This window comes from Streptomyces sp. NPDC058335, assembly GCF_042723915.1.
GTDB lineage: Bacteria > Actinomycetota > Actinomycetes > Streptomycetales > Streptomycetaceae > Streptomyces.
Window position 1 is genome coordinate 159,677 of sequence record NZ_JBHXHX010000004.1, and the last position, 21,072, is coordinate 180,748.

At 70.0% G+C, this 21,072-nt stretch carries 18 protein-coding genes and 1 pseudogene; 11 read left to right on the forward strand and 8 right to left on the reverse strand.

Annotated features, from left to right (window positions below; genetic code table 11):
* The first annotated feature begins 361 nt into the window (after positions 1 to 361).
* Entirely contained in the window at positions 362 to 1,087 is a 726-nt protein-coding gene (locus ACFWJX_RS08750; RefSeq protein WP_383238884.1) for an alpha/beta fold hydrolase, read from the forward strand.
* Between the two features lie 84 nt (positions 1,088 to 1,171).
* Positions 1,172 to 1,996: an alpha/beta fold hydrolase gene (locus ACFWJX_RS08755; RefSeq protein ID WP_383238887.1), complete on the forward strand. Its 825-nt coding sequence runs from the start codon at positions 1,172 to 1,174 to the stop codon at positions 1,994 to 1,996.
* Positions 1,997 to 2,450: 454 nt separating this feature from the next.
* Here the strand turns inward: ACFWJX_RS08755 and ACFWJX_RS08760 are convergent, their stop codons facing one another.
* From ACFWJX_RS08760 to ACFWJX_RS08775, 4 genes are all read right to left on the reverse strand, one after another.
* The gene (locus ACFWJX_RS08760; RefSeq protein ID WP_383238890.1) at positions 2,451 to 3,755 is read right to left on the reverse strand and encodes a cation:proton antiporter; all 1,305 of its coding nucleotides are present in this window, start codon (positions 3,753 to 3,755) and stop codon (positions 2,451 to 2,453) included.
* Between the two features lie 239 nt (positions 3,756 to 3,994).
* Positions 3,995 to 5,077, reverse strand: a complete 1,083-nt coding sequence (locus tag ACFWJX_RS08765) for a class I SAM-dependent methyltransferase (protein WP_383238893.1) — start codon at positions 5,075 to 5,077, stop codon at positions 3,995 to 3,997.
* Positions 5,078 to 5,184: 107 nt separating this feature from the next.
* Positions 5,185 to 5,778: a hypothetical protein gene (locus tag ACFWJX_RS08770; RefSeq protein ID WP_383238896.1), complete on the reverse strand. Its 594-nt coding sequence runs from the start codon at positions 5,776 to 5,778 to the stop codon at positions 5,185 to 5,187.
* 16 nt (positions 5,779 to 5,794) lie between these two features.
* Positions 5,795 to 6,403 (reverse strand): hypothetical protein, encoded by a 609-nt coding sequence (locus ACFWJX_RS08775; RefSeq protein ID WP_383238897.1) that lies wholly within the window; start codon positions 6,401 to 6,403, stop codon positions 5,795 to 5,797.
* Between the two features lie 425 nt (positions 6,404 to 6,828).
* On the opposite strand from ACFWJX_RS08775, the gene ACFWJX_RS08780 reads away from it, so the two are divergent.
* Positions 6,829 to 8,172: a cellulase family glycosylhydrolase gene (locus ACFWJX_RS08780; RefSeq protein ID WP_383238900.1), complete on the forward strand. Its 1,344-nt coding sequence runs from the start codon at positions 6,829 to 6,831 to the stop codon at positions 8,170 to 8,172.
* Between the two features lie 62 nt (positions 8,173 to 8,234).
* On the opposite strand, the gene ACFWJX_RS08785 is transcribed toward ACFWJX_RS08780, so the two are convergent.
* Positions 8,235 to 9,272 carry a LacI family DNA-binding transcriptional regulator gene (locus tag ACFWJX_RS08785; RefSeq protein WP_383238903.1) on the reverse strand — a complete coding sequence of 346 codons (1,038 nt, stop codon included), beginning with the start codon at positions 9,270 to 9,272 and terminating at the stop codon, positions 8,235 to 8,237.
* The gene (locus tag ACFWJX_RS08790) at positions 9,269 to 11,671 is read right to left on the reverse strand and encodes a glycoside hydrolase family 2 protein (RefSeq protein WP_383238905.1); all 2,403 of its coding nucleotides are present in this window, start codon (positions 11,669 to 11,671) and stop codon (positions 9,269 to 9,271) included. The genes ACFWJX_RS08785 and ACFWJX_RS08790 overlap by 4 nt, the downstream gene beginning before the upstream one ends.
* A gap of 267 nt (positions 11,672 to 11,938) precedes the next feature.
* Between ACFWJX_RS08790 and ACFWJX_RS08795 the strand changes: the two genes are divergently transcribed.
* The 3 genes from ACFWJX_RS08795 (at position 11,939) to ACFWJX_RS08805 (ending at position 15,170) form a co-directional block, all read left to right on the forward strand.
* Positions 11,939 to 13,258, forward strand: coding sequence for an ABC transporter substrate-binding protein (locus ACFWJX_RS08795; protein ID WP_383238908.1), 1,320 nt, complete (start codon positions 11,939 to 11,941; stop codon positions 13,256 to 13,258).
* 104 nt (positions 13,259 to 13,362) lie between these two features.
* The gene (locus tag ACFWJX_RS08800; protein ID WP_383238911.1) at positions 13,363 to 14,325 is read left to right on the forward strand and encodes a carbohydrate ABC transporter permease; all 963 of its coding nucleotides are present in this window, start codon (positions 13,363 to 13,365) and stop codon (positions 14,323 to 14,325) included.
* A complete protein-coding gene (locus tag ACFWJX_RS08805) occupies positions 14,322 to 15,170 on the forward strand; it encodes a carbohydrate ABC transporter permease (protein WP_383238914.1) in 849 nt (282 codons plus the stop codon). The genes ACFWJX_RS08800 and ACFWJX_RS08805 overlap by 4 nt, the downstream gene beginning before the upstream one ends.
* Positions 15,171 to 15,515: 345 nt before the next feature.
* Here the strand turns inward: ACFWJX_RS08805 and ACFWJX_RS08810 are convergent, their stop codons facing one another.
* Complete coding sequence (locus ACFWJX_RS08810) at positions 15,516 to 16,166, reverse strand: CatB-related O-acetyltransferase (protein ID WP_383238916.1); 651 nt, start codon at positions 16,164 to 16,166, stop codon at positions 15,516 to 15,518.
* Positions 16,167 to 16,205: 39 nt separating this feature from the next.
* Between ACFWJX_RS08810 and ACFWJX_RS08815 the strand changes: the two are divergent.
* The 4 genes and pseudogenes from ACFWJX_RS08815 to ACFWJX_RS08830 all read left to right on the forward strand — a co-directional run.
* A pseudogene (locus ACFWJX_RS08815) lies at positions 16,206 to 16,621 on the forward strand (BCCT family transporter); the annotation flags it as partial.
* Between the two features lie 331 nt (positions 16,622 to 16,952).
* Positions 16,953 to 17,798: a ribonuclease BN gene (locus tag ACFWJX_RS08820; protein WP_383239686.1), complete on the forward strand. Its 846-nt coding sequence runs from the start codon at positions 16,953 to 16,955 to the stop codon at positions 17,796 to 17,798.
* 160 nt (positions 17,799 to 17,958) lie between these two features.
* On the forward strand, positions 17,959 to 18,693 hold the full coding sequence (locus ACFWJX_RS08825; protein WP_383238919.1) for a flavin reductase family protein: 735 nt from the start codon (positions 17,959 to 17,961) through the stop codon (positions 18,691 to 18,693).
* A 210-nt stretch (positions 18,694 to 18,903) separates the two neighbouring features.
* Positions 18,904 to 19,461: a pyridoxamine 5'-phosphate oxidase family protein gene (locus tag ACFWJX_RS08830; RefSeq protein WP_383238922.1), complete on the forward strand. Its 558-nt coding sequence runs from the start codon at positions 18,904 to 18,906 to the stop codon at positions 19,459 to 19,461.
* 94 nt (positions 19,462 to 19,555) lie between these two features.
* Here the strand turns inward: ACFWJX_RS08830 and ACFWJX_RS08835 are convergent, their stop codons facing one another.
* Positions 19,556 to 20,038 carry a hypothetical protein gene (locus ACFWJX_RS08835; protein WP_383238925.1) on the reverse strand — a complete coding sequence of 161 codons (483 nt, stop codon included), beginning with the start codon at positions 20,036 to 20,038 and terminating at the stop codon, positions 19,556 to 19,558.
* Between the two features lie 615 nt (positions 20,039 to 20,653).
* Here ACFWJX_RS08835 and ACFWJX_RS08840 point away from each other — a divergent pair.
* A complete protein-coding gene (locus tag ACFWJX_RS08840) occupies positions 20,654 to 20,869 on the forward strand; it encodes a hypothetical protein (protein WP_383238928.1) in 216 nt (71 codons plus the stop codon).
* Positions 20,870 to 21,072: the final 203 nt, after the last annotated feature.

Below are 21,072 nucleotides of genomic sequence, written 5' to 3' on the forward strand. Positions count from 1 at the left end.
TTCGAGCCGAACTCACCCCGCCACTTCTCCGCCCGGAGCTAGCCGAGCGGCGGCCGCGGCCCCGCGTGTGGTGGGCCGGGACCGAGGTCGGTCCCGGCCCACCGTCGTGTCCGGGCCACGCCCCCCGCGGCACGTTCGGCCCCGACCGGGTGTGCACCCAGAGGCCACATCCAGGGCACAGAGAGACAAACACACCCTCCGTCGGCTTCTACGGTTTCGTACGAGCCGGTGGTCTTCCGCTCGACACTCCCCCGCGCGGGCCCCGGAGGAGACCCGACCGACCGGGTCGACGGCCACCGGTCAGGGCAGCGGCCGTCCGGTCGTGCGACAACCGATCACCCATTCACGAAGAGGTACTCCCATGTCCCGTTCCGAGAAGCCGACCGTCGTCCTCGTCCACGGCGCCTTCGCCGACGCCTCCAGCTACGCGCAGGTCATCCCCCGGCTGCTCGACCGCGGTCTGGATGTGGTCGCCCCGGCCGTGCCCAACCGCAGCCTGATCGGTGACGCGGCGTACGTCGCCTCGGTGGTCCGGCAGATACCCGGACCCGTGGTCCTGGTGGGCCACTCCTACGGCGGTGCCGTCATCACGGTCGCCGGCACCGAGGACAACGTCAAGGCGCTCGTCTACCTGGCCGGTTACGCCTTGGACAAGGGCGAGAGCCTCGGCGAACTGCAGGGCCGTTTCCCGGACTCCGACCTTGCCGCCGCGCTGGTGTACACCCCCTTCCCGATCGAGGGCTCGGCCGAGACCGGTACCGATGTGTCGGTCGACACCGCCAAGTTCCCGGCCATCTTCGCCGCCGACGTCGACGCCCGTCTCGCGTCCGTCCTCGCCGTGTCCCAACGTCCGCTCGCCGCGCAGGCGTTCGCCGACGCGGCCCCGGCCGCCGCCTGGAAGACGAAGCCCTCGTGGGGCCTGGTCTCCTCGTCCGACCACACCATCAACCCCGACGTGGAGCGCTACGGCTACCAGCGGGCCGGCATGACCACCGTCGAGGTCGACTCCTCCCACCTGGTGATGCTCTCCCACCCCGATCGCGTCGTGGAGCTGATCGAGGAAGCCGTCCGGGCCGTCTCCGGCTGACCCGCTCACGGCCGCACACCGTCCTCCCCCTCGCAGAGAGCTTCACAGAGAGCCAAGATGAACCCACCGATCTCGCGTCGAACCATGACCGTGTCCCTCCTGGCCGGCGCCGCCGCGCTGACCACCGCAGGGGCGTCCGCCGCGCCGGCAGCGGCGGCTGTCCGCCCCGGTGCACCGCACGACGGCTCGGACACGCCGACCGTCGTCCTGATCCATGGCGCGTTCGCCGACGCCTCCAGCTGGAGCTCCGTGATCGAGCGTCTTCAGCGACACGGCCACCGCGTGCTGGCCCCGGCCCTTCCGCTGCGCGGGCTGGCGAGCGACGCCGCCTACATCCGCAGTGTGCTGGACAGCGTCGCCGGGCCCATCGTGCTGGTGGGGCACTCCTACGGCGGCGCGGTCATCAGCCAGGCCGCGGCCGACACCCCGCAGGTCAAGGCCCTGGTGTACATCGCCGCCTTCGTCCCCGAGGTCGGGGAGAGCGCGCTCCAGCTCACCGGCAAGTTCCCCGGCAGCACTCTGGGGCAGGCCACCGCCACCCAGTACTACCCGCTGTCCGACGGTGGGCAGGGGGAGGAACTGGTCATCAGGAAGGACCTGTTCCGCAAGCAGTTCGCGGCCGGTGTTCCCGTCCGAACCGCCCAGGTCATGGCCGCGGGACAGCGTCCGATCACCCTGGCGGCGCTCCAGGAGCGGGCCACCGCCGCCGCGTGGAAGAAGATTCCCAGCTGGTGTCTGGTGGCCACCGAGGACCGCAACATCCCACCGGCCGCCGAGCGGTGGATGGCCGAACGCGCCCGTGCGCACACCGTCAGCGTTCGCGCGCCGCACGCCGTCGCCGTGAGTGATCCCGGGCCCGTCACCGACCTCATCCTGCGCGCTTCCCGTTCCGTCCAGCGCGCCCGCTGATCCCGCCCGGTCGCTCGTCGGCCGTTCCTCCAACGGAGGCACAACGTCCCCGTGGCCGTCTCCACCCGGCCACGGGGGCGTGCCTCGACCGCCGCCGGTGACGCTCGTCCCGGTGCCGGTACTCGGACAGCACCGGCACACACCGGTCCGGCAGAGGCGTACTGCAGAGGCGTGGGACAGAGTCCTGCTCGTGAATCCCGATCGTGTGATGCTGCACGACCTGATCGACACCTCACCGGCGATCACGACCCGGCCGGGGCGGGGCAGGCGGAGGGCGGCGATCCGCGCGACCGGGTCGGCGCTGGGACCACTGCCGGCGTCGTACCGCTGCCGCCCCACCTGGCCGAGACGCCCCGTGTGGTGAATGTGACCGCGCCCCAGGACGACCGGCCCCCGCTCGGCGAGAGGGCGGTGCAGGAAGACGGCACCGACAACGGCTGATGCAAGGGCTGCATCACCCTGCGGGCCGACCCGCTCCTCCGTCTCCTTCCGCGCCCTCCTGGCGTGGGGGCTTGGCAGTGCGCAGCCGGTCGAGCCGGGCGACCACCGGACCCGCCGTGACCCCGTGCAGCACCACCGAGGCGAGCACGGTGAACGTCACCACGGCCCACAGCTCCCGCTCCGACACCGGTAGGTGGCGCTGTCCCAGGGCGTAGGCGAGGTAGTACAACGACCCGATGCCGCGAATGCCGTAGCCCGCGATCACCCAGCGTTCCTGACGCCGTGGGCGGCCGCCCAGCAGCCCCACCCATCCGGACAGCGGCCGGATCACCACCAGGAGCACCAGCGCGGTGACCGCACCCTGCCAGGTCAGAGGGGCGAGGCCGCCCAGCGCGATGAACGCGCCCAGCAGAAACAGCACCGTCGCCGTGAACAGCCGTTCGATCTGCTCCACGAAGTCGTGCAGGACGTTGTGGAACCCGTGGGCGCGCTCGGCCGCCCGGATCGTGCACGCGGTGGCGAACACGGCGAGGAAGCCGTAGCCCCCCACCAGCTCGGTCACCCCGTACGACAGGAAGGTGGCGCCCAGTGCGACAAAGCCCTCCCGGTGCTCGGACAGCCGCAGCACCGGCGAGCGGGCCATGAAGAACAGCCAGCCCAGCAGACGGCCGACCAGCAACCCACACAGCACACCCACCGTGCACTTGAACGCGAGGTCCTCCACCACCCAGGCGCCGACCCAGTCGGCCGACCAGCCGCTGCCCGCGGCTGCGGCCAGGGCCAGGGCCGCATACGTCAGGGGGAAGGCGAGCCCGTCGTTGAGGCCCGCCTCACTGGTGAGGGCGAACCGCACCTCGTCCTCGTCGTGCTCGTCCTCGGTGGGCTCCCCCACCCGCACCTCCGAGGCGAGCACCGGATCGGTCGGCGCGAGGACGGCGGCCAGCAGCAGCGCGGCAGCCGGCGGCCAGTCCAGCAGCCACCATGCGAAGAGGGCGGTGGCCACGACGGTCAGCGGCATCGTGACGCCCAGCAGCCGCCACGTCGTGGCCCAGCGACGCCGGCCGACGGGCCGGTTGAGCGCCAGTCCGGCACCCATCAGCGCGATGATCACACCGATCTCGGTGATGTGCTCCGTCAGCAGCCGGTCGTCCACCGGATCGATCACAGGCAGCGGCAGCGGCAGCAGATACACACAGATGCCACCGACCAGGAACACCAGGGGCAGCGACAGCGGTCGTCCGGCCACCACCCGGGGGAGCACGGCCGCGAGCAGCGCTCCCACTCCCAACCCCGCGAACATCGCATCGGCGATCGTCACTGCGCTGTGCCTGTCCTTCCGCCGCTCGACCCGTCGGCTCCGCGCGCGCCGCACGAAACCGCGGCCAACTATCGCTGAAGATCTCGGGCCCCCCGAAGACCGACGCGACGTGGCCTGAGCGCCGGGTACCCACTGAGCGGCACGCTCGGAATCGGCCGGTCCGTCAAGGGTCGGCCGGCAAGGTGCCGCCGCCTCGTGTGAGGTGTGGCCAGCGATTCAGGGGCGAACTGTGTACCGCTTCACGAACGTGCGGCGACGTAGTACAGGTTGATGGGGTCTCCCTCGACCGCGTGCGTCTCGACCTTCTCGAAGCCCGCCCCGGTCAGCATGCGGCGGGCGGTCTGCTCGCCCCAGACGGTGCCGAGTCCGGCGCCTCCGGCGCTGAGGGAAGTGGTCATGCAGTAGAAGACGGAGAAGGCGTAGAGCGCGGGTCCGAAGGGGTGGCCGATGTTCTCCTCCAGGTTGCTGGACGCCGCGATGTCACCCATCAGGAACGTTCCGCCGTCCTTGAGGGCACCGGCGATCGCCGACAGCGTCTCGGCGGGCCGGGCCAGGTCGTGGATGACGTCGAAGGCGGTGATCACGTCGTACGCCCCGGTGATCTCGCTGGAGTCGCCGACGGTGAAGCGGACGTTGCCCAGCCCGAACCGGTCCGCCTCGGCGCGTCCTGCGGTGATTCCCTCCTCGGACCGGTCGAGCCCATGGAAGCGGCTGTGCGGGAACGCCTGGGCGAGGACGACGGGCGCATGGCCCTGTCCGGTGCCCACGTCCAGGACGTCGACACCCTCGCGGAGCCGTTCGGTGAGGCCGGGCACCAGCGGCACGATGACGTCGACCAGAGCGGAGTCGTACACGGCCGCGGTCTCCTGCGCCTGGAGCGCCTGGAACCGCGGATACGCCGAGTACGGGACGCCGCCGCCGTTCCGGAACGCGTCGACGACCTGCTCGTCCACGCTCGCCATGAGGCCCAGGGACACCATGAGCGGGGCCAGGTTGTCCGGGCCCGCCGCCCTGGTGAGCGAGGCGGCGTGCTCGGGCGGCAGGGTGTACGTGGCCGTGTCGGGCGCGTAGTCGACGAACCCGCCCACGACCATTCCGCCGAGCCATTCCCGTACGTAGCGTGAGTCCAGGCCCGCTGCTTTCGCGACGTCGTCGCTGGTCGCCGGGGGCAGCGTGCTCAGGGTGTCGAACAAGCCGGTCTGATGACCGACGCTGGTGAGCAGAGCCAGCGAGGCTCCGTTGAGGACCTCGAGCAAGCGCCCGGCGAACGCCTCCTGCTGCGCGGGGTCCGGTGCCACTCGATCGGTTGTGGGGTTCGCCATGACCCCTCCTTCAGGGAGTACGGCTTCCTCCACGCTACGCCCGGACGGCGGACGGGGACCCTACGAGCCGATGACGCCGGCCGGGGAGGCGACGGGGGCTGCGCCGTCTACGCGTACGACGCCAGGAAGTCCTCGATCAGGTCGGGCGGGTTGGCGGCCCTGGTGGCCTCCTCCTCCCAGCCCGGACAGTCCATGTCGAACACCACCACGGGCAGCGGGCGGCCGAAGATCCTCTCGGTGGTGCCGCTTGCGTGGAGGTGACGGGCGAGGTCGATGACGGCGTCGTAGAAGTGGAGTCGGAGGAGGTCGGACTGGGCGCCGCGCTCGTCGTCGTCCACGACCCGATCGAGATCGAACTCTCCGTCGTACCAGATCCCGAGGTGCCTGACCTCCTCCTCGTGGAGGGGGCCGCCGACAGGGTCGTCGGGGACGTTGCCGAGCTTGTCGAAGCCCTCGAGGATCCAGAAGGCGTAGTTCCAGCGCACCTCCCCAGGTGGGGAGTTGCCCTGGCGCATCTCCTCCTCGTACCGGCTTTCCGTGTTGTGGCCGATGTCCACGTACGGGTGGCGGTCGTCGGAGTCGATGCGCCAGATGTTGAAGGCCAGGACATATATGTCCGCCCTCAGTTGCTCGGGGACGCGCTCCAGGATGCCGGTGGCGGCCTGCCGCAGATGCGTCCGGAAGGTGATCGGTTCCCTCACGGCGACAGCCTCTCACTCAGGGCCGGCGACCGTCCGAGGTGCCCAACGAGGGGAGCAGCGGGATCAGTTCGGCAACGGGCTCCCGACCGTTCAGCCCACGGAGTGCGTCGAACTTCGTGTCGTCCTCCGTACGGTCGTCGGCGAGCAGGGTCAGCAGTTCGTCGGTACTGAGCCCGGCCGGTGACGGCCGCGGAACGAACGGGCGGCTCTGTACCTCGGTCCCGAACCGCGTCCACGGCCCGCAGCGCCACGGAAACTCCGCCTCTCCGCCGATCCGATCGCGTGCGACGTCACGGAGGTCTTCCCACCACTTCGGCGGCCGGCTCGCTGATATCGACTCCAGGGCGCCGGCCCAGTGCTCGCCTTGCCGGACGTAGGCCGAAAGGCCCTCGCGTGCCCCGTCCGATCCGGCCAGAGCCGGCAACTGCAGTACGTCGCAGGCCCGCAGGCAGGTGTCCTCGTCCGCCGGCAGTTGGTCCACGACCGGCGCAGGGGACAGCTCCAGGTCCTGGACCGGCCTCGCCAGGCACAGGGACCGGTCATCGGTCCCGTCCCATCGCCAGTCCCGACGGATGCCGTCGTACACGGACACGGCGACCCCCTGCGGGTCCTCGAGCGCTCGCACCGCGCCCAGACCACGCCCCCGTTGCAACAGGCCCTCGCCACAGTCGCCTGGCAGGCCGGGGCCCGGTCGGGCAGGGTGCCGGGTGATGAGCGACGAAGACGAGATGGCGTATCCCTCTTCGGGAACTGAACCACTACTAAACTTAACCGGTTTCGTTCGAATGGTTGTCTGCGGAGAAGTCTCCTTCTAGCCTCACTCCCAACCGCCGATCGGAGGAATTCGACAACCGCCCGTTTCTCTCCTGACCACGGGAAATCAGCGGTGGTCCTCCTCGGCGGACCGACGTCCCGCTGCCCGGTGCGAGCCGCACGCCAGGACCCGGGCAGCGGGATTCCCGGCAAGCACGCAACCTCCCCCTGCCGGCCCGTTCACGGCCGGGAACGGTGAGTACGCGTGCCGCGCCCACGACAACCTCGGGAGCAGCAATGAGAAGAAGACTGGCCACCGCGGCGGGAGCGCTGCTGGCCATCGCGGCCTCACTCCTGGCCACCCCGTCCCCCGCGCAGGCGGAAACACGGGCGGCACCCGGTTTCCATGTCACCGACGGCCGCCTGCTGGACGCGAACGGCAAGGACTTCGTCCTGCGCGGCGTGAACCACGCCCACGCCTGGTACCCCACCCGAACCCCTCAGGCACTGAAGGACATCAAGGCACTGGGCGCCAACTCGGTGCGTGTGGTCCTCGCCACGGGCGACCGCTGGACCAGGACCGAGGCCGCCGATGTGGCAGCGATCGTCACCGAGTGCAAGCGGAACCGCCTGGTCTGCGTCCTGGAGGCGCACGACACCACCGGATACGGCGAGCAGGCCGGGGCGGCGTCCCTCGCCCGCGCCGTGGACTACTGGCTGAGCCTCAAGGACGTACTGCAGGGGCAGGAGAAGTACGTCGTCGTCAACCTGGGAAACGAGCCGTACGGCAACGTCGGTTACCAGACGTGGACTTCGGACACGCAGAACGCCATCGCGCGCATGCGTGACGCCGGATTCGACCACACCCTGATGGTCGACGCGCCCAACTGGGGCCAGGACTGGGCCTTCACCATGCGGGACAACGCCGGGAAGGTGTTCGCGGCCGACCCGGACCGCAACACGGTGTTCTCGGTCCACATGTACGGCGTGTTCGACACCGCGGCCGAGGTGAACGATTACCTGAACCGGTTCACCTCTCAGCGGCTGCCCATTGTGGTGGGTGAGTTCGGCAACGACCACTCGGACGGCAACCCGGACGAGGACGCCATCATGGCCGCCGCACAACAGCTCGGTATCGGTTACCTGGGCTGGTCCTGGAGCGGCAACGGCGGGGGTGTCGAATACCTCGACATGGCCACCGACTTCGACGTCTCCCGGCTCACCGCCTGGGGCCGGCGCATCTTCGACGGGCCCGACGGCATCGAGCAGACCGCACGCGAGGCGAGCGTCTTCGGTTCCGTCCCGGGCGACGGTTCCACCGGAGGAAGCTGTGCGGTCACCTACCGGCTCAGCGACTGGGGCAACTGGTTCAACGCGGACGTGACCATCCGCAACACCGGCACCACGGCCGTGAAGGGCTGGCGGCTCGACTTCGCCTTCCCCGGCGAGCAGCGAATCAACCAGGCCTGGAACGCGCGGGCCACCCAGCAGGGCAGCCAGGTGCGGGCCGCCAACGAGTCCTGGACGGAGACGATTCCGGCCGGCGGCACGGTGAGCTTCGGCTTCAACGGTTCGTCCGCGGGAACCAATGGGGTCCCCGCGTCCTTCGTCCTCAACGGCGGTAGTTGCACCGTGAGTTGACGACCGGCGTCAGGTGCAGGGTCGCGGCCCCCAGCGGTGCGGCCCTGCGCCCGTCCACGGAACTACACGCCGGCCTTCGGCGCTCGGGCGGTGGAACCCCGCGGTGTCAGCGTGGGCGTCGGCGCCCGGTGCGGACCGCTGTGCGTCCCGTTGATCACATCGAACAGGACACGTGCCACCTCGGCTCCGAAGTGGTGCACGTCGTGGCTCATCGCCGACAGCGTCGGGTGGGTGATGCGGCACAGCTGGGAGTCGTCCCAGGCCACCAGCGACAGGTCGTCGGGGACGGTGAAGCCCATCTCGGCGGCGACGCCCGCGCCCGCGACCGCCATGATGTCGTTGTCGTAAACAATGGCGGTGGGCCGGTCGGCGGCGAGCAGCAGCGAGCGGGTGGCGCGGGCCCCCTCCTTCTCGTCGAAGCCCGTGGCGATCTGCCGGGCCTCCTCCAGCCCGAGTTCGCGCATGGTGGACGCGAACGCGCGCGTCCGGATGACGCTGTGGCCGAGGTCGGCCGGGCCGCCGACGCGGGCGATCCTGCGGTGTCCGAGGGCCGCCAGATAGCGGACGGCCTCCCCGACCGCGGAGGCGTCGTCGGTCCACACCGCAGGGAAGGGGCCGGTGAGGGAGGGGTGGCCGACGGCTACGGCGGGCAACCCGACGCTCTCCAGGGCGGGCAGCCGGGGGTCGTCCTCGCGGAAGTCCACCAGGATCGCCCCGGCGATCATCCGCCCGCCCCACCACGCCTTGCAGACGGCGATCTCCTCGTCGAGGTCGCGTACCAGCCGCAGCAGCAGCGAGCACGACCGCTCCGCCAGGACGCTCTCGATGCCGGAGATGAACTCCATGTAGAACGGTTCGAGGCCGAGCAGCCGGGCGGGCCGACAGAGGGCGAGGCCGACGACGTCGACCCGCTGGTTCGACAGGCTGCGCGCGGTGGCGCTGGGGGCCCAGCCGAGTTCCCGGGCCGCCTCGAAGATCCGCTCGCGGGTGGCCGCCGAAACGCCGGGCTTGTGGTTGAACGCCAGCGACACCGCGCCCTTGGACACCCCGGCCCGAGCGGCGACGTCCTTGATGGTGACCCGTTCCGTCGAGCTGCTCACGCCGTGTCCACGCAGTACAGGGCTGCCCTGACGTCCTCCACGTCGACGGTGGCGCAGCCGGTGACCCGGATGCGCACCTGCTCGCCGGGCAGCAGGGTCTGAAGGCCGCGGTCACCGACGGCGGCCGGGCCGAGCCGGTCGGCCTGGAGCAGAAGGTCTCGGACAAGGGTACGGGCGCTCACCACGACGTCGACTCTATCCCGCTGTCCGGCCACGGGCTCCACGCTGACGTCGTAGACGGGACGCGGGTGGGCGAAGTCCTTGTCGGCGACCGGGAAGTGCAGGGCGCGCAGTCCGTCGGCGTCGGCGACCAGGAACTCCTTCGCGGACCGGCCGTCCGGCAGGAGGTCGCGGGGCACCGGGAGCCGGACGACCGAGCGCGGCTCGGCGGCGACATCGAGGACGCTCTCGTGGATCAGGGTTCCGTCCGCTCCCCACCGGCGCAGCGTCACCGCGGTCCGCCAGGGTTCGGCGGCCTGGTTGACCGCGGCCAGGACCAGGCCGTCGGTGGCGGGCTGCAAGGTCAGGAGCCGGTCGGCGTAGACGCGGCGCAGCTCGTGGTGGAGGGGCTTCGGGCGGCCGTCGCCGTCGATGGCGGCCCAGGAGGTGACGGGCCAGCAGTCGTTGAGCTGCCAGACGATCGTGCCGGCGCAGACGGGCCAGTACGAGCGCCAGTGCTCGATGCCGGCCGCGACCGCTCGGGCCTGCACGAGCTGGGTCAGATAGTGCCAGCGGTCGAAGTCGCCCTCGGGCAGCGGGAAGTGGCGTGCGACGCCGCGGTCGAGTTTGCCGTTGCCGTCCTCGGCCTTCTGGTGGTGGAGCATGCCCGGGGAGTCTGGGGCGAGTTCCTCACCGGGCAGGGCGCGCCGCAGGGTGGCCTGGGCGGGCGGCGCCTGCCAGCCGAACTCGGCGACGAACCGGGGGACGCTCGCGCGGTATTCGGCGTAGTCCTGGCGGTTCCACACCTCCCAGGAGTGATGGGTGCCGTGCGCGGGGTCGTTGGGGTGGTGGTCCCAGGAGCCGGACCAGGGGCTGCCGGCGGCGTACGGGCGGGTGGGGTCGAGTTCGGCGACGATGCGTGGCAGCAGGCCGAGATAGTAGCCCTCGCCCCAGGAGTCGCCGGCGAGGGCGGGCTCCCAGTCCCAGTCGCGGAAGCCCCACAGGTTCTCGTTGTTGCCGTTCCACAGGACCAGGGAGGGGTGGGGCATCAGCCGGATGACGTTGTCCCTCGCCTCGGCCTCCACCTCGCCGCGCAGCGGCTGTTCCTCCGGGTAGGCGGAACAGGCGAAGAGGAAGTCCTGCCAGACCATCAGGCCGAGTTCGTCGCAGGCGTCGTAGAAGGCGTCGTCCTCGTAGATGCCGCCGCCCCACACCCGCACCAGGTCGATGTTGGCCTCGGCGGCCTGGGTGAGCCGGGTCCGGTAGCGCTCGGGGGTGATCCGGGAGGGGAAGGCGTCGTCGGGGATCCAGTTGACGCCGCGGGCGAAGATCCGTACGCCGTTGACGACGAGGGTGAAGCCGGTGCCGTGTTCGTCGGCCGAGCGGTCGAGGTCGACCGTGCGGAAGCCGACCCGGCGGTGCCAGGTGTCCAGCGGACCGCCCTCGTCGTCGCTCAGGGTGAGGTGGAGGTCGTAGAGGGGCTGTTCGCCGTAGCCGCGGGGCCACCACAGGCGCGGGCCGGGCACCTCCAGGCGGAGGACCGCCTCGTCACCGGCGAGGACGGCCTCGGCGCGGACGCCGGCCATCCTGGCCTCGGCGCGCAGCGTGCGCCCCCGCCCCTGCGCGGTACGTTCGACCTCCAGCCGTACCTCCACCCGGCCGGTCCCCTCGTCCACGGTCACCAGCGGGCGTACGTGGGCGATGCGGGCGGTGGACCAGTGCTCCAGACGCACGGGCCGCCAGATGCCGGCGGTCACCAGCGTCGGCCCCCAGTCCCAGCCGAAGCTGCAGGCCATCTTGCGGATGTACTGCGACGGCTCCGGGTAGACGTTGGGCCGCTCCCCCGTGACGGCACGGACGGCCGCGGCCTCGTCGTAGGCCGAGGCGAAGCGGACCTCCAGTCGCCCGGTGCGGCCGGTGACGTCGAACCGGTGGCGGCGGTGCATGTTGCGGGTGGTACCGACCGGGCGGCCGCCCAGGGTGATGTACGCGGCCGTGTCGAGTCCGTCGAAGACCAGATCGGTGCGCTCGTGCGCGCTGTCGTGGCCGAGTTCGCGGACATAGGTCCAGGCACGACGGCCCACCCAGGCGACCTCGGTCTCGTTGAGTCCGATGAACGGGTCGGGGATGACCCCGGCGGTCAGCAGATCGGTGTGCACGCAGCCGGGCACCGCGGCCTCCAGCAGTTCCTGTCCATGACGCAGGCTCCAGCCCTCGCCGAGCTGGGTGACGTCCTTCATGGTGCGGCTCCAATCGCCTGACTCAGGCCCGTGGATGGACAACGGCCGACAACCTAACCCGCTGATCAGCCGCTGTCCATAAACCGGTCTAGTAACCAGCACTGCCCCAGTGCACCAGTTCGCGCACGTCAACGCCTGGCAGCTGACGACCCCGGTAACGATTGAGTATCGTGCTGGAAATCCTAGCTTTACCGGTTAACCCCTGGCTGCCATAGTGCCCACATCCCACCCGCAGAGCTGAGCCGCAATCCTGAAGGAGCTGGGCACATGGGGAAGAAGAAGACGCTTACGGGAGCGTTTCTGGCCGTCGCGATGCTGACCGTCGCGGGCTGCAGTGGTCAGGGCACGGCCTCCGGAGAGACGGCGGAGGCACCCGCCGATCCCGCCGACGCCTCGGGCACCATCAAGGTCCTGACGCACCGCACCGACCTCGTCCAGAACGGGACGATGGACAAGTACGCCGCCGAGTTCAACAAGATCTACCCCAAGGTGAAGGTGAAGTTCGAGGCCCTCACCGACTACGAGGGGGAGGTCAAGATCCGGATGAACACCGAGGACTACGGTGATGTCCTGATGATCCCGGGCGTCGTCGCCAAGAACGACTACCCGAAGTTCTTCGCCCCACTGGGCAGCAGCGCCGAACTGGGCGGCAAGTACCGCTTCAGCGACAAGACCGAGGTCGGCGGCAAGATCTACGGCATCGCCACCTTCGGCACCGCCAACGGCTTCCTCTACAACAAGGCGGTCTGGAAGAAGGCCGGCATCACCACCTGGCCCACCACACCCGGAGAATTCGTCAGCGGCCTGAAGGCGATCAAGTCCAGGACGGACTCGGTGCCGTACTACACGAACTTCAAGGACGGCTGGCCGCTGACCGCGTGGAGCAACAACATCGGCTCCGTCACCTGCGACGCTCGGGCCAACGACAAGCTCGCCGGCCCGGTGTCCCCGTGGAAGAAGGGCGGCGAGCTGCACACGATCGACTCGCTTCTCCACGAGATCGTCGATTCCGGCCTGTCGGAGAAGGACCCCAACACCACCAACTGGGAGGCGTCCAAGGGGTTGATCGCCAAGGGCGAGGTCGCCACCATGCAGCTGGGCTCCTGGGCCATCACCCAGATGCGGGCCGCCGCCGAGCAGGCCGGTACCGACCCGGACGACATCGGTTTCATGCCGTTCCCGGCGCAGAAGGACGGCAAGTACTGCGCCCTGCTCGCCTCCGACTACCAGCAGGCGGTCAACGCGCACTCGGACCACAAGGTCGCCGCACGGGCCTGGGTCGACTGGTTCTCGGAGAAGTCCGGCTTCCCGGCCGAGGAGGGTGCCGTCTCCGCGCTGAAGTCCGCCGCGATGCCCAGCACCCTCAAGGACTTTGTTGACAACGATGTCACCTTCATGGAGCGCTCGGAGGCGGAGACCGGCGAGGTGAACGCCATCGACAACGCGGCCGAGATCGGCCTCAACAAGCCGGACTACCGGCAGAAGCTGGTCGACACGGCTCGCGGCGCGCAGAAGGGCAGCCTGGAGGACTTCTTCGCGGACCTCGACAAGAGGTGGAACCAGGCTGCCGGGACCGTCGGCTCCTGACTCCCGACCCGCCCTCCCGCTCCCCCAGCCGCAACCGGCCCCGCCCGGACCGACGGACGGGGCCGACCGCCCGCCGCAGATCAGCGGACGACGAAAGGCCCGACATGCCCGAGACGACCGAGACGGCACCCGCGAAGGTGCCGCGCGCCGCCACCCGGCCCCCCAGGACGACACGCCGCCCGTCGCCCCGGCGACGCGGCCCTTCGCTGCTGCGCCGCCTGACCCCGTGGTTCTTCCTCGCCGCCCCGCTGGCCCTGCTGGTCACGTTCACCTACGTGCCCGTGGCGAACATGATCTTCTACAGCTTCACCGACTGGGACGGTGTCAGCCCGGACCGGAACCTCACGGGCTTCGACAACTACCGGCAGATCTTCACCCGGCCCGAACTGTTCCGGGTGTTCTTCGTCAGCTTCTACTACCTCGCGGCTTCCGCCGTGCAGATCGTGATCGCCCTGTACTTCGCGACCGTCCTCAGTTTCGACCTGCGCTTCCGTAACTTCTTCAAGGGCATCCTGTTCTTCCCCTACCTCGTCAACGGCGTGGCCATCGGTTTCGTCTTCCTCTACTTCTTCCAGGACGGCGGCACGCTGGACTCGGTGCTGTCCTGGTTCGGCGCCGGGTCCGACCACGCGTGGCTCGGCGACCCCACGTCGGCGAACACCTCGCTGGCCGGCGTGTCCGTCTGGCGCTTCACCGGGCTCAACTTCGTGCTGTTCCTGGGCGCGATCCAGTCGATCCCGGCCGAACTGTACGAGGCGGCCCAGCTGGACGGGGCGACCCGGTGGCAGCAGTTCCGCCACATCATCGCCCCGAGCATCCGACCGGTCGTCAGCCTCAGCGTCATCCTGGCGATCTCGGGGTCGCTGTCCGTCTTCGAGATCCCGTACATCATGACCGGAGGCGCGACCGGCACCTCGACCTTCGTCATCCAGACGGTCAAGCTCGCCTTCCAGTTCAACAAGACGGGCCTGGCATCCGCCGCCGCGGTCGTCCTGCTCCTCATCATCCTGCTGGTCACCTGGATCCAGCGCCGCCTCGTGCCCGACGAGAAGGTGGACCTCGTATGACCACGCCGCCGCCCACCGCACGCCGTCGCCGGATCGCACCGGCCCTGACCTACCTGTCGTTGATCGTCGCGTCCCTGATCGTGCTGGTCCCGCTCGTCGTCGTCTTCCTGACCTCGCTCAAGACGTCCGAGGAGGTCGCCGACGGCGGCGCGCTGACGCTGCCGGGCAACTGGCTCAACCTCGGCAACTACGCGACGGCCTTCACCGACGGCAAGATGCTGTCCGCCTTCGGGAACACCGCGTTCATCCTGCTCTTCTCGATCACCGGTACGGTCCTCATCGGATCGATGACGGCGTACGCCATCGACCGTTTCGCGTTCCGCGCGAAGAAGCCGATCATGGCCCTGTTCCTGATCGCCACCCTGGTCCCCGGGGTCACCACCCAGGTCGCCACCTTCCAAGTGGTCAACAGCTTCGGCCTGTTCAACAGTCTGTGGGCGCCGATCCTGCTGTACATGGGGACGGACATCGTCTCGATCTACATCTTCCTTCAGTTCATCCGGGGCATCCCGGTCTCCCTCGACGAGGCCGCGCGGCTGGACGGGGCGAACTCCCTCACCATCTACTGGAAGATCATCCTGCCGCTGCTGAAGCCCGCCATCGCCACGGTCGTGATCATCAAGGGGATCACCGTCTACAACGACTTCTACATCCCCTTCCTCTACATGCCCTCGGAGGACCTCGGCACCATCTCCACCGCGCTGTTCCGCTTCAAAGGCCCCTTCGGCGCGCACTGGGAGAACATCTCGGCCGGCACCGTCCTGGTGATCGTCCCGACCCTGCTCGTGTTCCTCTTCCTCCAGCGCTACATCTACAACGGCTTCTCACAGGGCGCGACCAAGTGACACACCGCGGCTGCGCGGGCGGTGACGGCGGAGCCGAGGTCTGACTCGGCTCGGCCTCAGCCTGGGCTTCGGCTTCGGCTTCGGCTTCGGCTTCGGCTTCGGCTTCGGCTTCGGCTTCGGCTTCGGCTTCGGCTTCGGCTTCGGCTTCGGCTTCGGCTTCGGCGTTCTACATCCTGCCGGAGCCGCTCGACCCCGCCGACTTCAACGCGGCCCTGCTCGCCGAGCTGGACGCCGAGTGCCTGGGAGCCGTCACCCGCGACATCCTGACCACGGTCCACACCACGGACGACCTGACCTGCGACCTGTTCACCGCCGCGTTCCAGGCGCGCACAAGCCGCCGGATGGTCAGCTGCGGGGCATGTCCCGGGCTGCGGCCTCCAGGTCGGCGATGCTGCCCGACATGATCGTCCGCACGTGCTCGGTGATGTGTTCGGCGGGCCAGTCCCACCAGGCCACCGCCAGCAGTCGGGCGACGTCCTCGTCGCTGTGGCGGGCGCGGAGGAGGCGGGCAGGGTTGCCGCCGACGATCCCGTAGTGGGGCACGTCCGCGGTGACCACGGCGCCGGCACCGATGATCGCGCCGTGCCCGATCCGTACGCCGGGCATCACCGTTGCCCCGTAGCCGAACCAGACGTCGTTGCCGACGACGGTGTCACCCCGGTTCGGCAGGCCGGTGAGCAGATCGACATGCTCCGACCACGAGCCGCCCATGGTGGGGAAGGGGAAGGTCGAGGGGCCGTCCATGCGGTGGTTGGCGCCGTTCATGATGAACCGGACCCCCGTGCCCAGAGCACAGAACCTGCCGATGATCAGTTTCTCCGGCCCGTAGTGGTAGAGCACGTTGCGCGTCTCGAACGCGCTCGGATCGTCCGGGTCGTCGTAGTAGGAGTACTCCCCGACCTCGATCAAAGGGGATGTGACCAGCGGCCTGAGCAGCACCACGCGGGGCTGTTCAGGCATCGGGTGGAGCACCGTCGGGTCGGCAGGCACAGGCATGGCGGGCGCTTCCTCGTGGATTCGGCGTCGGTGTCGTACCTTCCCATGACCTACTTCATCACGAGCGCCGACTCGGCATCGCTGGTGCTGGGGTCGCCGACCAGCCGCGGCGCACTGCACCCGCCTACGTGGCTCGTCGTGGCGTGGGGTGCTCCGATGGCTGCGGTCGCGGTGGTGCTGCTGGTGGTGGGCGGGCTGAACTCGCTCGAGACGGCGACGATCCTGGTGGCCCTTCCCTTCGTCGTCGTCATGCTGTTCCTGTGCTGGGCGCTGCTGAAGGAGCTGCGGATGGACCCGGGCGCGGGCCGTCGCGGCAGCACGCGATGCACGGGCTCCAGAACATCGTGCGGACGATGGTCGGCGACGCCGTCACGGAGCAGAGCCGGACGCGCCGCTACCGGCTCCGGCGGGCGGCCAAGTCCCGCACCGAGACCGAGTCCGACGACGAGGCGTGACGCGCACTCGACACCGACCCTGCTCCTACATCGCCGTACAACGCCCGCAGCCCTCGCCCGACGAGAACGTCGGGCGAGGGCTGCGGACCAGGCATGTGGTCGTGAAGGGCGGTCGCCTACGCGGCGAAAGGCACTGCGGGGCTTCAGCCGAACGATCGTCCCCGCAGGCAATGGGTGAGGCCCGGGGACACTGTCCCCTTCACGACCACGCCCTGCACAGCCAGCCGAACCCGCCGGGCATTCCCGGCCCGCCGCGAGGGCTCGTCATGTTTCGTCCGACCCGCCGCGGGTTAATCTGCCGCGTGTGCGCGAGCCGACGAACGAGCGCGCCGTGAGTCGATTCGCGCGTGCGATCCGGCACGGATGGGAACGGCTGGGCGCCCACACCCTGGTACGGCGCGGCCGTGACCTGGAGCTGATGCACCGGGCCATGGGATTCGCCACCCTGGCCCTGGTCACGCTGGCTCCGCTGCTCATCGTGGTCGCCGCCGCCGATCCGCTCGGGCGCGGCGGCTTCGCGGCATGGCTGGCGGACGGCATGGGGCTGTCCGGACGGTCCTCTCGCGTACTCACGGAGATCATCAGTCCACCGCGCGCGGTGGTCGGCACCACCAGCGTCTGGGGCGGGCTGGCGCTCGCCGTGTTCGGTGTCGCCCTCGGAGCGAGCGTCCAGAACGGCTACGAGCGGGTGTGGAACCTGCCTCCCGGACCGTGGCACCGGGTCTGGCGTCAGGCGACCTGGCTGTGCCTGCTGACCGCGTACCTCTACCAGGAGGCACAGACACGCAGTGCGATGCACGGACCGGAGCGCATCCTGCTCTCGTCGGTGACCGGCATCCTGTTCTTCTGGTGGGGCCAGCGCTTCCTGCTCGGCGGCCAGGTCCGCTGGCGGGACCTGCTGCCGGGGGCGGTCGCCACCATGCTCGGCCTGATCGGCCTGCGGGGCTTCTCCTTCTTCGTCTTCACACCGCTGATCGTGAACAACGCGATCAGCTACGGCACCGTCGGAGTCGTCCTCGTGGTCGAGTCCTGGCTGATCGGTGTGGGGTTCGTCGTCTACGGCGGGGCTCTGTTCGGCCGCTGGCTCCTCGATCACCACGGACGGCGGCACACCGCACGGGGGCACCCGCCGCCGCCCGGACACGAGCCGCCGAGCGGTGACGAGAGGCTCCCGTGAAGCACGGCCGTACGGTGACGGCGACCGGCGGTCTCCCGGCTGCCCAGCGGGAGGCCCCGGCAGCCCTTGATCGAGTGCCAGGAGCCGCACCGCTGACGGGCTCGTCTCACCCATGACACTTCGGCCCCCGCCGAAGCGACCGGCTTCTACGCTGCCCGGCATGCACACAGCCCCTCCCCGCACCTTGCGCGCGCAGCCCTTCGCCGCCCATCTGGAGATCGAACCGAGCATCCTGTACTTCGGAACTCCGGTGGTGCTCCTGTCGACGGAGAATCAGGACGGCTCGTTCAATCTCGCCCCGATGTCCTCCGCGTGGGCACTCGGGCACACGGTAGTGATGGGACTGGGCCGCGACGGGCAGACCGCGCACAACCTCGACAGCCGACCTGACCTGGTGATCAGCCTGCCTGCCCCCGCCCAGTGGCCGGCGGTGGAGCGGCTGGCGCCCCTGACCGGCCAGAACCCAGTGCCCCCGACCAAGGCCGAAGGCTGCCGCTTCGAGCCGGACAAGTTCGCCGCGGCAGGTCTGACCGGCGAACCGTCCGTCCTGGTCCGGCCGCCTCGGGTCGCCGAATGCCCGATCCAGCTGGAGGCCCGCGCCGAGCGGGTGCGGGCGGACGTCTCCGGCGACTTCGTCATCGTCGAGGCCCTCGTGCGCAAGGTCCACGCCGACCCACGCATCGTCGTTCCCGGCACCGACCACATCGACCCCGCGGCCTGGAGCCCTCTCGTCTACAACTTCCGCCACTACTTCGGGCTCGGCCCGGAACTCGGCCACTCCTACCGCACCCAGACTCCTCACAACCTCGAAGAGTCACCCGCGGGTGATGCGTGGGCGCCCGTCACCGCCGTGAACGGCAGCACGAGCCGGAAGGGGTCTGCTGCGTCGCGGTAGGCCTTGTGAGTGACCGGGCAGCCCACCGGCAGGTGAACGGCCCGGGGCTTCGCGGACCGCCCTCAACCGGCCTGCCGCGGAGCCCTGCCGCCGAGCACATACAGGGAAGAAACGCCTCGGCCGGAAGATCACCGACCGCCATACGCCCATCCGCATCATGTCGGCGCCGGCTGCCGGTCGTTAGGAGGGGGACGAGGAAGGAGATCCACCATGCCGACACAAGGATCCGCACAGCAGCCCACCGCTCAGCTCGACGCCCGCTACAGTTCCGCGCTCAATCCCCGCCCGGGTGCCGCGGACGTCACCCCCACCGAGTGGGCCGAGGCCCGGCGGCAGCTCGAGGCCGCCGAGATCTTCTGGGTGTCCACCGTACGGCCGGACGGCCGGCTGCACGTCACCCCCGTGATCGCCGCCTGGCACGACGGGGTGCTGTACTTCTCCACCGGCCCCGGAGAGCAGAAGGCGACAAACCTCGCGCATGATGCGCACTGCGCTCTCACCACCGGCGGGAACTCACTCACCCAGGGACTCGACCTCGTGATCGAGGGCGAGGCCGAACCGGTCACCGACCCCGCGGTACTGGAGGAGGTGATCGCGGCGCACGAGACGAAGTACGGGCCGCACATCACCTCGCCCGAAGGCACCTTCCACGGGATCGGGGACTCGTTCCGGAAGGGGGACGCCGTGGTGTTCGCGGTCGCCCCGACCGTGGCGTACGGCTTCGGCCGGGACAACGGCGTCTACACGCACACGCGCTGGACGTTCTGACCGGCTGGACACCCCGTCGGCAGCCACCGCCGAGGAGGGGAAGACCGACCGCCGCGAACCGGCGCTGCGCGGACGGGCGTCGCGCCCGCACCGATCAGTGTCGCAGCATGCGGCGGCAGGCGCCGAGGGCGATGGTCGCGGGCCCTCGGCGTCCGGTCAGGCCATCGGCGAGGAGAGACACGCCGACGCCCAGCATCCAGACATCCTTGGCCAGCGGGATTCCCTGCTCCGTGGGGCGCAGACTGCCTTCCTGGCGCATGCCCGGCGTACGCAGGTAGAGGCCCAGGGTGCCGCACGAGAATCCGGTGAGCGCGGCCCCCGCGACCGCCGCGGGAACGGCCGGCAGGAGCAGGGCGGCGGCGACGGCGATCTCCCCTGCGGACAGCAGCCTGGTGAACTTCTGAGCGCCGAGCGTGCCCAGGAAGGGATATGTGGTGGTGGCGAACTGATGGACCTGTTCAGCGGTGGCCTGGTCCGCCTCGTGTTTCGCCAGCCCCGAGTTGAGGAAGAACGCACCGACCGTGAGCCTGAGCGGGAGTTGCCGCGCCGCGCGACCCCACACCGAATCCGATGCCATGCCATGCCTCCCAACGTCATCCCCGCCTACCACCATGGCATCAGCCCGAACCATGTCAAACCGGGAGGAGCAGGCGCTGGTGGCACGCGTATCCGGGCGGCGGTGACGGAGTAGGGCCGTAGGGCTGCCGCCCGGAGCGGGATGTCCGGAACCGGCGCCCACGCGCAGCTCGTGCCGGGACCGGGTGGTGGCCTCCTTGGCCGACGCGTGCGTACCCGTCGTCGAGAAGTGGGCGCAGGAAGCCCGCAGCCGACGCTGAGACCCCCAAGCATTGCTTGGCGTGTCTGCACAACGCGCATCGCCCGTTGCACAGTGGCTCGCCGAATGCGCGACCGTCGGCGCCGGTCGGTCGGGGAGGTGGATGGCCCAATGGGGCATGAGCCGGATGCAGGACAGTATGGGGACACGACAGCGCTGTGTCACCGGCATGTTTCCGAAAGAGTTTCGTACGCCGACTGGCGGGGTCATTGACGCGACGGCAGCCAGCCCCTGCCGCGGAACGAAACCGTCGGCATGGCACGAGGGCCGCCGGCTCCCCCACTCCGCGCTCGCGCCACCGCACTCGGCCGCCGCGGCCCGCGTGCGCGGCGACCTCTCCCGTTCCACTCTGGACTCATGGCTACCGCGATGCCCGTCGTCGTCTACCCGCCCGCCGAGGACGGCGGCCGGCGCGTCCGCGCGGGCAACCAGTTCCTCGGCATGGCGTACGGCCTCCTCGACGTCGCCGAGTTCTTGCGCCTCGCCGGCCTGGAAGGCATCGACGACATCGACGTGGCGGGCATGGCGGAGATCGAGTGGCGTGGGGGCGGGCCGGAGGTGTGGCAGCCATGAGTCCGGGCGTGGCTCGGGTCCCGGCTCGGGGGCCTCGGGCTGGCGGGTGACGCTCGGCCTTCCTGCGCGTCGTCCCCGAGAACGACGACGTCCTCGGCGGGAGGGCTTCGATCGTCGTCGGCCGGCCCGTCGACGGTGCCGCTGAGCAGGTTCGTGTGCTCACCCGGATGCGGAACCGTTTCGTGCGGTCGTCGCCGCCGATC